Consider the following 11433-nt stretch of genomic DNA (forward strand, 5'->3'; position numbering starts at 1 on the left):
GACCGGGCACAGCCCCTCGGCTTCCGCCGTCAGGCGCCGCGCAGCACGGCGCCCGTGCGCTCGGTCGCCAGGGCGACGGCCGCGTCGCGCGCGGCGCTGGCCTCGTCGACCGTCAGCGTGCGGTCTCCGGCACGGAACTTCAGGGCGTACGCCAGGGACTTCTTGCCCTCACCAAGCTGGTCGCCGGTGTACACGTCGAACAGCCTGATGGCCTCGAGGAGTTCACCGGCGCCGTCGCGCAGCGCCGCCTCGACCGTCTCGGTCGGGACCGAGGCGTCGACGACCAGGGCGACGTCCTGCGTGGCGACCGGGAAGGAGGAGATGGCCGGGGCCTTCAGGGGGCCCTCGTTGGCCTGCTCCACCAGGTCCAGGTCCAGCTCCATCGCGCACGTGCGGTCGGGCAGGCCGAGCGCCTTGACGACGCGCGGGTGCAGCTCGCCGCCGTGGCCGACGAGGACCTTCTCACCGGCGACGACCACGTGGAACGCGGCGCAGCGGCCCGGGTGCCACGGGGCGTGCTGGTCGGAGCTGATGAGCAGCTCGACACCGGCCTCGGCGGCCACCGTGCGCGCGGCCTGGATCGCGTCGGCCCAGTCGGCCGGGCGGCCCTTGCCCCACCAACCGGCCTGCTCGAGTGCTCCGTCTAGGACGACGGCCACACGGCGCGGCTGCGCGGGCAGCGCGGCGTTGACGCCGGCGATCTCCTCGGCGGTGGGACGGCGGTCGACGGGCAGCCGGACGGCGACCCCCGGCTGCTCGCCCGGCCGGAAGACCAGACCGGTCTCGAAGAGCGCCAGGTCGTGGCTGCCGCGCCCGTTGTTCCGGCGCAGCGCGCCGAGCAGGCCCGGCAGCAGCGTCGTACGGAGCGCGGGCTCCTCGTCGGAGAGCGGGTTGACCAGCGTGACCACGCGGCGACGGGCGTCGTCCGCGTCGAGGCCGAGCTGGTCGAAGACCTGCGCGCCGATGAACGGGTAGTTCAGCGCCTCGACGTAGCCCGCGCCGGCCAGCGCGCGGCCGACCCGGCGGTGGGTGCGCTGGCGCTCGGTGAGGCCGCGCCCGGCGGGCGGCTTGGGCAGCGTCGAGGGCAGGTTCTCGTAGCCCTCCAGCCGGATGACCTCTTCGGCCAGGTCGTTCGGCACGTAGAGGTCGGGGCGCCACGACGGGACGGTGACGACCAGCTCGTCCTGGCCGTAGACGTCGCAGCCGATCTCCTGGAGGCGGCGGACGACGGTCTCCCGGCCGTAGGCGACGCCCGCGACCTTGTCCGGGTGGTCCGCCGGCATGGTGACCGTGCGGGGCGCGGACGGCGCGAGGATCTCGGTGACCCCGGCCTCGGCCGTGCCGCCCGCGAGCAGCACCAGCAGGTCGACGCAGCGCTGGGCGGCGGCGGAAGCGGCCTGCGGGTCGACGCCGCGCTCGAAGCGCCGGGACGCCTCGGAGCCCAGCTTGTGCCGGCGGGCCGTGCGGGCGATCGAGATCGCGTCGAAGTGCGCGGCCTCGATGACGATCTCGGTGGTGCCCGTGACGATGCCCGTCTCGGGGTCGGTCACCGGGTCGGCGATCTCCGTGTGGGCGCCGCCCATCACGCCGGCCAGACCGATGGGCCCGCTGTTGTCGGTGATCAGCAGGTCCCCGGAGTCGAGGACGCGCTTGACACCGTCGAGCGTGGTGATCGTCTCGCCGGCGGCGGCGCGGCGGACGCCGATGGGGCCGTCGAGCCGGGTGCGGTCGTAGGCGTGCAGCGGCTGGCCGAGCTCCAGCATCACGTAGTTGGTGATGTCCACGGCGAGCGAGACGGTCCGCATGCCCGCCTTCTGCAGGCGGCGCTGCATCCAGATCGGGGAGCGCGCCTCGGGCGAGACGCCGACGACGGTGCGCGCGGTGAACCGGTCGCAGCCGATCGGGTCGGTGACCTGGACCGGGTAGCCGTACGAGTTCGGCGCGGGCACGTCGAGCAGCGCCGGGTCGCGCAGCGGCAGCCCGTACGCGATGGCGGTCTCGCGGGCGACACCGCGCATCGAGAGGCAGTAGCCGCGGTCGGGCGTGACGGCGATGTCGAGGACCTCGTCGTACAGCTCCAGGAGCTTGGTGGCGTCGATGCCGATCTCGAGCTCGGGCGGCAGCACGATGATGCCGTGCGAGCCGTCGTCGCCCATGCCCAGCTCGTCGCCGGAGCAGATCATGCCGCGGGAGACCCGGCCGTACGTCTTGCGCTCGGCGATCCGGAAGTCACCGGGGAGCACCGCGCCGGGCAGGGCCACGACGACCTTGTCGCCCTCGGCGAAGTTGCGGGCGCCGCAGATGATCTCCTGGGGCTCGCCGGTGCCGTTGGCCTGGCCGACGTCGACGGTGCAGAAGCGGATGGGCTTCTTGAACTCCGTCAGCTCCTCGATGGTGCGCACCTGGCCGACGACCAGCGGGCCGGTCAGGCCGGCGCCGAGCTGCTCGACGGTCTCGACCTCGAGTCCTGCCGAAATGAGCTTGGCCTGGACGTCACGTCCGGTCTCCGTCGCCGGCAGGTCGACGTACTCCCGCAGCCAAGAAAGCGGGACCCGCATCAGATCTCCATCCCGAACGGCCGGGTGAACCGGACGTCACCCTCGACCATGTCTCGCATGTCTTCGACGTTGTGGCGGAACATCAGCATCCGCTCGATGCCGAACCCGAAGGCGAATCCGCTGTACTTCTCCGGGTCGACACCGCAGGCGACGAGCACCTTGGGGTTGACCATGCCGCAGCCGCCCAGCTCGATCCAGCCCTCGCTGCCGCAGGTGCGGCAGGGCCGGTCGGGGTTGCCGACGGACTCGCCGCGGCAGACGTAGCAGAGCATGTCCATCTCGGCGGACGGCTCGGTGAACGGGAAGAAGTTCGGGCGGAGCCGGGTCTTCATGTCGGGCCCGAAGAGCGCCTGGACCATGTGGTCGAGGGTGCCCTTGAGGTCGGCCATGGTCAGGCCCTCGTCGACGGCGAGCAGCTCGATCTGGTGGAAGACCGGGGTGTGCGTGGCGTCGAGCTCGTCGGTGCGGTAGACGCGACCGGGGCAGACGACGTAGACCGGGGGCTCCCGGTCGATGAGCGTGCGGGCCTGCACCGGGGAGGTGTGCGTGCGGAGCACGACACCGGACTCGTCGCCCGTGGTGCCCTCGGGGCCCTGGACGAAGAAGGTGTCCTGCATCTGGCGCGCCGGGTGGTCCGGGACGAAGTTCAGGGCGTCGAAGTTGAACCACTCCGCCTCGACCTCGGGACCCTCGGCGACCTCGTACCCCATGGAGACGAAGACGTCGGCGACCCGCTCCATGAGCGTGGTCAGCGGGTGGCGGGCGCCGGCCGGAACTCGGTCGTACGGCAGGGTGACGTCCACCGCCTCCTCGACCAGGACGCGGGCGTCGCGCTCGTCCTCGAGCTCGGCCTGGCGGGTGGCGAGGGCCTTGGAGACGGCGCCGCGGGCCTGGCCCACGAGCTTGCCCGCCGCGGCCTTGGCCTGCGGCGGCAGCGCGCCGATCTCGCGGTTGGCCAGCGCGAGCGGCGAGGTGCCGCCGGTGTGCGCGACCTTCGCGTGCGCGAGCGCGTCGAGGTCACCCGCGGCGGCGAAGGCGGCGAGCGCCTCGTCCCGCATGCGCTCGATCTCTTCCGGTTTCAAGGCCTCGACCTCAACCGGGTCGTACGACTTATTGGGTGCGGACATCTCTTCCCGTGCTTCCGTTTGGCTGGCTTGGGCGCGGCCCCGCTCGACGTCAAGGGCGCAAACGTGCCAAAGGTCGAGTCTAACGGGGCGCGGGGACGCGAATGTGCCCGTGGGCGGCCCGGGCGGCTCGAGATCTCGTCAGGCGAGATAGGCCGGGGCGCCGACGGGCAGGATAAATCGGAACTCGGCGCCGCCGCGGGGACCGCGTCCGACGGTGATCGTTCCGCCGTGGGCCTCGACGATGCCCTTGACGATGTAGAGGCCGAGTCCGGTGCCACCACGCTTGCTCCCCCGCCAGAAGCGGGTGAAGACACGGCCCATCGACTCTTCGGGGATGCCGGGGCCTTCGTCGCTCACGGTGACCGCCGTTCCCTTCTCTCCGTCGGGGGTGTCGCTGGTGGGTGCCACCTCGATGGTGACGGTTCCCTCGCCGTGGCGCACCGCATTTTCGAGGAGGTTGCCGAGGACCTGGTCGACCTTGTCGGGGTCGGCCCACAGGTCGGGCAGCTGGGGCCGGACGCGGATGAAGAAGCGGTCCGGGGACTGGCCTCCGGTGGTGTGGGCCTGGATGTGCCGGCCGACGGCGGCGGCGATGTCGACGGGCTGGCGGCGCACCTCCAGGCGTCCGGAGTCGATCCGGGAGATGTCTAGGAGTTCGGCGATGAGCCGGGTGACGCGGTTGGCGTCGGCGTCGACGGTCTCCAGCATCAGCCGCTTCTGGTCGTCGGTGAACCGCTCCCACTTGGCGAGCAGGGTCGCGGTGAAGCCCTTGACGGAGGTCAGCGGGGACCGCAGTTCGTGGGCGACGGTGGCGATGAGCTCGGCGTGGCTGCGTTCGGTGCGGCGCCTGGCCTCGGTGCCGCGCAGCGAGACGACGACGCGCCGGACAGGCCCGGTGGGGTGCTCGCGGACGTAGCGGGCGGAGACGAGGACCTCGCGGCCGCCCGGCAGGAGCAGGTTGCGCTCGGGCTGGCCGCGCCGGGTGGCGAGGCCGCCGTACGGGTCGGTGAGGGTCCACCAGCGGCGGCCCTTGAGGTCCTCGAGCGGCAGGGCCTGGTCGAGCGGCAGGCCGAGGGCTTCGCCGGGGGGTACGGAGGTGATGCGGGCGGCGGCGGCGTTGAAGCAGACGACGTGCCCGGTGGCGTCGGCGACGACGAGACCGTCGGGCAGCTCGTCGGGGTCGATGCCGTGGACGCCCGGCGCCGCGAGGGAGGGTCCGTCCGGGCCCTCCGGGGCATCCGGCGCGGCGCTCCGTGCCTGTGCGGGACTGTCCGTGCCGACCGTCATCCCCGTTCCCCACCCCTCCGTGTACCGCAGTGGGCCCCCGAATTCGTCACCCTACTAGGTGCGGGTGACGCTTTGGAGCCCCTCAGCGGGAGGTTCGGGTGCGCTGGGCTCGCGCGGAGGCGTACAGGCACACGGCGGCCGCCGTCGCGAGGTTCAGGCTCTCGGCCTTGCCGTGGATCGGCACGCGCACCACGGCGTCCGCGAGGGCGCGGGTCTCCTCGGGGAGCCCCCAGGCCTCGTTGCCGAAGACCCAGGCGGTGGGCCCGCCCATGGTGCCGGCGTCCAGCTCGTCGTCGAGGTCGTCCTGCCCGGCGCCGTCGGCGGCGAGGATCCGTACGCCCACGCTCTTCAGTCCGGCGACGGCCTGCTCGACCGGTACGCCGACGACGACCGGAAGGTGGAAGAGGGAGCCGACGGAGGCGCGGACGGACTTGGGGTTGTAGAGGTCCACGGAGGCGTCGGTGAGGACGACGGCGTCGGCGCCGGCCGCGTCGGCGCAGCGCAGCACGGTGCCGGCGTTCCCGGGGTCGCGTACGTGGGCGAGGACGGCGACCAGCTTGGGCCGGGCCGCGAGGACCTCCTCGAACGGCGAGTCGAGGAAGCGGCAGACGCCGACGAGCCCCTGCGGGGTGACCGTCTGGGAGACCTCGGCGAGGACCGCGGCGTCGGCGTAGTGGACCCGGGCTCCGGCCGCGCGGGCGGCCTCGACGATCCCGTCGTACCGCTCGGCCGCCTCGACGGTGGTGAAGAGCTCGACGAGGGTGGGCTCACCGGAGCCGCTGCGGTGCTCGACGGCCTCGCGGACGGCCTGCGGGCCCTCGGCGATGAAGAGGCGGTCCTTGCCCCGGAAATTGCGCTTGGCGAGCCGCCTGGCGGCGACGACACGCGGCGAACGCGGGGAGATCAGCTCGGGGGTACCCATGGGGTCGGTGGCTCTTTTCGGCGGTCCGGGCGGGGTGATCGGGGTCCGGGTGCGGTGATCGGGGTCCGGGGTGGCCGGAGCCGGGCCGGCTCAGGCCGGCCCGGGGCTCCGAACACGACCGGACCCGCAGGCCCGAAGGCCTGCGGGTCCGGTGCAGAAGATCTGCGGCCTGGAGATCAGGCAGCGGCCTTCGGGGCGTTGACATCGGCCGGAAGGGCCTTCTGAGCGACCTCGACGAGCGCGGCGAACGCGTTCGAGTCGTTGACGGCCAGCTCGGCGAGGATCTTGCGGTCCACCTCGATGTTGGCGGCCTTCAGACCCTGGATGAGGCGGTTGTACGTCATGCCGTTGGCGCGGGCAGCGGCGTTGATGCGCTGGATCCACAGCTGACGGAAGTCGCCCTTGCGCTTCTTGCGGTCGTTGTAGTTGTAGACCAGCGAGTGGGTGACCTGCTCCTTGGCCTTGCGGTACAGGCGCGAACGCTGACCGCGGTAGCCGGAGGCCGCCTCGAGGATCGCCCGGCGCTTCTTGTGGGCGTTGACTGCCCGCTTGACGCGTGCCACTTCTTAACTCCTTGTAGCGGGGCCGTGGGGGTACTCACACGACCCGGAAAACGGATGGGTCCCGGTCTTGGCCGGATGCCCTCGTCGCCGAGGGCGGGAGATCAAGATCAGATGCCCAGCATCTTCTTGATCTTGGCCGCGTCGCCCGGGGCCATCTCCGCGTTGCCGGTGAGGCGACGCGTCAGCTTGGACGACTTGTGCTCGAGCAGGTGGCGCTTGCCGGCGCGCTCGCGCAGCACCTTGCCGGAGCCGGTGATCTTGAAGCGCTTCTTGGCACCGGAGTGCGTCTTGTTCTTCGGCATCGCGCCGTTATCTCCTCGTCAGTGGCGCTCCCCCCGGTGCGGGCACCGGGTCAGCCGGGAGCGTCAGTTCTTCGTGTGGTGGTTCCGGGCGAGGCCCGGGGCTGCCTGGATGGCAGCCCCTCGGGTCACGCCTCGGGGTTCTCGGCCTCGGCGGGAGCCTCGGCCGAAGCCTCCGTGGCCGGAGCCGCAGCGGTCTCGTCGGACGAACCGCCCTGACGCTCCGCCTTGCGCGCGGCCTGAGCCTCACGCGCCTCGGCCATGGCCTCGGTCTTCTTCTTGTGCGGGCCAAGAACCATGATCATGTTCCGGCCGTCCTGCTTGGGGTTGGACTCGATGAAGCCAAGCTCCTCGACGTCCGACGCCAGCCGCTGCAGCAGCCGGAAGCCAAGCTCGGGGCGAGACTGCTCGCGACCACGGAACATGATCGTGATCTTGACCTTGTCACCCTGCTTGAGGAACCGGACGACGTGACCCTTCTTGGTGTCATAGTCGTGCGGGTCGATCTTCGGCCGGAGCTTCATCTCCTTGATGACCGTGTGCGCCTGGTTCTTGCGCGCCTCACGGGCCTTCATGGCCGACTCGTACTTGAACTTCCCGTAGTCCATGAGCTTGCAGACGGGCGGACGGGCGTTCGCCGCCACCTCGACGAGGTCGAGGTCGTACTCCTGAGCAAGCTCAAGGGCCTTGGCAAGCGGAACAATCCCGACCTGCTCGCCGCTGGGACCGACAAGTCGCACCTCGGGAACGCGAATCCGGTCGTTGATGCGGGGCTCGGCGCTGATGGATCCTCCTAAGTAGCACCACGCGACCGCCTGGCGGACGGACACGTCTGTCTGTTCAGTAGACCAACCGCGCCGGTACATGAAAAATGCCCCGGACGGGACACAGGCGGGGCTCCACGGAAATACCGGAGCACCGCCGCGGTCAACCGCGGGGCGCACATCGGGCGGCTCCATCGTCCGTACGGAACGATGGGGACCGCCTGACCGGTGACCCGCCGCCCGCGAGGGCAGCCAGGTGGGAGATCGGAGCCTCCACTTGTGGGCCGGGCACACAGGTGTCCGGCCGGTCGTTACACCAGGTTAGCAGGGACTGTCTCTGTTCGCGAACAGAGACAGCGGGCGCGGGGCCGGCCGCCGGTCCGCTTATCGTGTGGGCATGAGTGAGACGCCCCAGAACGAGTCCCCCGACTTCGACGAGATGACCCGTGACATCGCGGAGGTCCCCGCGGTGGAGGTCATCGTGACCGTCGCGGTGAACCTGATGAGCGCCGCCGCGGTGAAGCTCGGACTCACCGAGGACGGCGAGAAGCACAAGGACCTCGACGAGGCCCGCAAGCTGGTCCACGCCCTGGCGGGCCTCCTCGACGCCGGCGCGACGGAGATCAGCTCCTTCCACGCGGCGCCGCTGCGGGACGGCCTGAAGTCCCTGCAGCTGGCCTTCCGCGAGGCGTCGATCGTCCCGGACGAGCCGGGCCAGGGCCCGGGCGAGAAGTACACGGGGCCGGTGTACGGCTAGTTCGGGGGTACGGGGGTCGCCCCCCGGAAGATCGCAGCCACGGGGCCGGTGTACGGCTAGTTCGGGGGTACGGGGGTCGCCCCCCGGAAGATCGCAGCCACGGGGCCGGTGTACGGCTAGGGCCCGTCGGGGGTACGGGGGTCGGCCCCCGGAAGATCGCAGCCACGGGGCCGGTGTACGGCTAGCCCGCTGCGCCGATTCGATCGGGGGTACGGGGTGCTCCCGTACCCCTTTTCAGTTCCGTACGTAGAAGGGCTCGCCCGGAGGCGTGGCCGAGGCCGGCAGGAGTGCCAGGTCGAGGCCGCGCACCAGGCGGGCCCTCAGTGTTTCGTCGGCGGCGAGGCCACGGGCCACCCGCTGGGCCGCCTCCGCCGGGGCGGCGTCCTCGGCGAGGACGAGGGCGAGGGTGCCGTCGGCGGTGCCGGGACCGAGATGGGCGCGCAGGACGGCGGGCTCGGCGGCGACCGCGTTGCGCACCGCTTCCCGTACCGCCGGGTCGTCCAGCGGGTCCAGGCTGGTGCGGCCCTCGGCGAGGGCGAGCAGCGCGCGGCCGGACAGCTCGTAGGGGACGGGGCCCGCGAGGTCGAGGACGAGGGTGTCCGCCTTCTCGTGCGCGGCGGCCTGGAGGGCCTGGTGCAGGGGGACGGCCACCGGCCGGGCCTCGGGGTCCCACAGCGCGAGCGAGGCGATCGAGGTGAACGCGGGGAGCGCGCGGCGGTCTCCGGCGGTGAGCGTGGGGACGGCCATGTCGCTGGTCTTCTCGCGGCGCAGCCCCGTCTCGGGGTCCTCCTCGACCTCGCCGAGGACGGCGACGACGGGGACGAGCAGCCGGGCCTCCTTCAGCGCGGCGAGCACCGGGCCGTGGGCGGTTCTGTCCGTCGCCCAGGCCGCGAGGGCCTCGGCGAGCCGCGGGTCGGCGGTGCCGTTGTCGTCGGAGAAACCGGGGTCAGGGATGTTCTTGAGCGCCACGTACCGAGCCTAACCGCCGGGTCGGGGCGGTCAGCGCGGAGGGCGGGGCCCGGTGGCGCGGCCGCCGCGCCACAGGACGACCGCGGCGGCGAGCAGGACGGCGCCGAGGCCGCCGGCGGCCGGTGCGAGCAGGCCGATCGGCTTGCCGTCGTCCTCGGCGGGCGGCTGCGGGCCGGGGCCGAAGAAGCGGCCGCGGTAGCCGGCGGCGGCGTTCTTGGGGTCGGCGGCCTTGAGCCGGAGGCCGGCCTCGATGGCGGCGGCCGGGTCGACGGTGCCGTACCCCTTCTCGTCGCTGCGGCCGCCCTTGGGCCGGTTGCGGGCGGTGTCGATGAGGAGCTGCTTGACCTGGGCCGGGCTCAGGTCGGGGTGGGCGGAGCGGACGAGGGCGACGGCGCCGGAGACGAAGGCGGCGGCGGCGCTGGTGCCCCAGCCCGAGTAGTAGCGGCGGTCGGGGTCGGCGATGACGATGTCGAGGCCGGGCGCGCTGACGGTGGCGTACCAGCGGCTGGTGGAGAACGAGGCGCGGGTGCCCCAGCGGTCGACGGCGGTGACGGCGACGACCCCGGGGTAGGCGGCGGGGTACGAGATGTGGTCGCCCTTCTCGCCGCCGTTGCCGGCCGAGGCGACGACGGAGACGCCCTTGGCGAGGGCGTACTGGACGGCGGCGTCCTCGCCGGCGTCCGGGTGGGCGGACTTGGAGTCGTCGCCGAGGGAGAGGTTGATGACGTCGGCGCCGTGGTCGACGGCCCAGCGGATGCCTTCGGCCAGGGCGGTGCCGCGGGTCTTGCGGGCCTTGTCGCGGGACTTGTCGGCGCCTTCGAGGATGACGCGGACGGGCAGGATCTCGGCCTTGGGCGCGATGCCGAGGACGCCGTCCTGACGGCCGGCTCCGTGGCCGTGCCCGGCGATGATGCCTGCCATGGCGGTGCCGTGGCGGGCCCAGGCGCGGTCGCCGCGCTGGGCGCCGAAGCCGACGAGGTCCTTGCCGGGGAGGACGGAGCCGACGAGGTCGGGGTGCTGGGCGTCGACACCGGTGTCGAGCACGGCGACGGTGATGCCCTCGCCCTTGGTGGTGCGCCAGGCCTCGGTGGTGTGCATGGCTTCGAGCCCCCACTGGCGGGCGCGGATGGTGTCCGCGTACGCCGGTGTGGTGGTGGCGGGGAGCACGGCGAAGGCGGCGGCGAGGAGCGCGGCGAGGGCGCGGGGGTTGCGGAGGGTCCGGTTCACGTGTCGGCGTCCTTCGCTGCCGTGGCGACCGTGGCGCGCAGGGCGCGCTCGATCTGGTCGGCGACGCCCTTGGCCTCGTGGCCGAGGCCGGCCTGGGCGGCGGGGCTGGTCTGCCGTTCGGCCATGGCCCGTGCGGCGGATTCGGGGGCGGCGACGGCGCGGCCGTCGGCGAAGCCGGAGACGGCGGTGACGACGACGGGGAGGTCGGTGAGGGCGTGGGTGGACCAACTGGCGCGCTGCGCGGGGCCGAAGCGGGCGGCCACGGTGCCGGGGCCGGCGAGCGCGGGCGGCACGTCGGCGGCGAGCGCGGCGGCGGAGCGGGTCGCGAGCGTGCGGGTGGCGGTGGGATCGGCCTGGGTGAAGACGAGGCCCACGGTGATGACGCTGGAGGCGGTCGCGTCGGTGTAGGTGGCGCGCAGGACGCGGTCGCAGCCGAGGGGGCGGAGCGTGGTGAGCACGCTCGCGGGCAGCACGGCCGCCGTGCAGGGGGTGTCGGGCGCGACGACGACGCGGGTCCAGGTGCGGTCGGCGGCGCCGGGTCCCTTGCCGGGACCGGCGAGGGTGCGGGGGAAGAGCGTGTCGACGGGGACGCTGTGCCAGAGGGTGGCCGCCTCGGTGTAGCCGATGGGCTCGGCGGGCGCGCCGGCGTCGGTGGCGGCGAGGACGGCTCCGGCGAGGGCGCCGCCGACGAGGCCGACGCCGAGGACGAGGCAGGCCCCGGCCGCGACGACCCGGCCGACGCGGCGCTCGCGGATGGGCCGCAGGCGGGTGGTGGTCTCGACGGGCGTCTCGGGCGGTGCGGTGAAGGCCCGGTAGGCGCCGTACGTCCCATAGGTCTGCGCGCGCGGGGGCGTGGCGGCGGCAGCGCCTGCGGCGGGCGGGGGCATGGGTGCGGAGTGGGGTGCAGTGCGGGGCGTGGGCGCAGAGGGGGGCGCTGTGCGGGGCGCGGGGGCGCCGGCC

At 73.0% G+C, this 11433-nt stretch carries 11 protein-coding genes; 1 reads left to right on the forward strand and 10 read right to left on the reverse strand.

Annotated elements, in window-relative coordinates:
* Positions 1 to 29 precede the first annotated feature (29 nt).
* The 7 genes from pheT to infC form a co-directional block, all read right to left on the reverse strand.
* The gene (gene pheT, locus AB0E14_RS19110) at positions 30 to 2558 is read right to left on the reverse strand and encodes a phenylalanine--tRNA ligase subunit beta (RefSeq protein ID WP_362418859.1); all 2529 of its coding nucleotides are present in this window, start codon (positions 2556 to 2558) and stop codon (positions 30 to 32) included.
* Positions 2558 to 3685 carry a phenylalanine--tRNA ligase subunit alpha gene (gene pheS, locus AB0E14_RS19115; protein ID WP_362418862.1) on the reverse strand — a complete coding sequence of 376 codons (1128 nt, stop codon included), beginning with the start codon at positions 3683 to 3685 and terminating at the stop codon, positions 2558 to 2560. Before pheS ends, pheT begins: the two co-directional genes overlap by 1 nt.
* Before the next feature lie 138 nt (positions 3686 to 3823).
* A complete protein-coding gene (locus AB0E14_RS19120; protein WP_362418865.1) occupies positions 3824 to 4972 on the reverse strand; it encodes a PAS domain-containing sensor histidine kinase in 1149 nt (382 codons plus the stop codon).
* An 82-nt stretch (positions 4973 to 5054) separates the two neighbouring features.
* Positions 5055 to 5894 (reverse strand): RNA methyltransferase, encoded by an 840-nt coding sequence (locus AB0E14_RS19125; RefSeq protein WP_362418868.1) that lies wholly within the window; start codon positions 5892 to 5894, stop codon positions 5055 to 5057.
* A gap of 176 nt (positions 5895 to 6070) precedes the next feature.
* Positions 6071 to 6457 carry a 50S ribosomal protein L20 gene (gene rplT / locus AB0E14_RS19130; protein ID WP_362418871.1) on the reverse strand — a complete coding sequence of 129 codons (387 nt, stop codon included), beginning with the start codon at positions 6455 to 6457 and terminating at the stop codon, positions 6071 to 6073.
* Positions 6458 to 6564: 107 nt separating this feature from the next.
* Entirely contained in the window at positions 6565 to 6759 is a 195-nt protein-coding gene (rpmI, locus tag AB0E14_RS19135; RefSeq protein ID WP_019884943.1) for a 50S ribosomal protein L35, read from the reverse strand.
* 125 nt (positions 6760 to 6884) lie between these two features.
* The gene (infC, locus tag AB0E14_RS19140) at positions 6885 to 7586 is read right to left on the reverse strand and encodes a translation initiation factor IF-3 (protein WP_362418874.1); all 702 of its coding nucleotides are present in this window, start codon (positions 7584 to 7586) and stop codon (positions 6885 to 6887) included.
* Between the two features lie 331 nt (positions 7587 to 7917).
* On the opposite strand from infC, the gene AB0E14_RS19145 reads away from it, so the two are divergent.
* Entirely contained in the window at positions 7918 to 8277 is a 360-nt protein-coding gene (locus AB0E14_RS19145; protein ID WP_362418877.1) for a DUF1844 domain-containing protein, read from the forward strand.
* A gap of 234 nt (positions 8278 to 8511) precedes the next feature.
* Here AB0E14_RS19145 and AB0E14_RS19150 read toward each other — a convergent pair whose 3' ends face one another.
* Genes AB0E14_RS19150 through AB0E14_RS19160 form a run of 3 tightly spaced genes read right to left on the reverse strand, consistent with a single transcriptional unit; the run spans position 8512 to position 11360 of the window.
* Positions 8512 to 9246: an SseB family protein gene (locus tag AB0E14_RS19150; protein ID WP_362418880.1), complete on the reverse strand. Its 735-nt coding sequence runs from the start codon at positions 9244 to 9246 to the stop codon at positions 8512 to 8514.
* A 30-nt stretch (positions 9247 to 9276) separates the two neighbouring features.
* Entirely contained in the window at positions 9277 to 10473 is a 1197-nt protein-coding gene (mycP, locus tag AB0E14_RS19155) for a type VII secretion-associated serine protease mycosin (RefSeq protein ID WP_362418883.1), read from the reverse strand.
* On the reverse strand, positions 10470 to 11360 hold the full coding sequence (locus AB0E14_RS19160; protein ID WP_362418886.1) for a hypothetical protein: 891 nt from the start codon (positions 11358 to 11360) through the stop codon (positions 10470 to 10472). The genes mycP and AB0E14_RS19160 overlap by 4 nt, the downstream gene beginning before the upstream one ends.
* Positions 11361 to 11433: the final 73 nt, after the last annotated feature.

This window comes from Streptomyces sp. NPDC047981 (assembly GCF_040653315.1).
Lineage (GTDB): Bacteria > Actinomycetota > Actinomycetes > Streptomycetales > Streptomycetaceae > Streptomyces.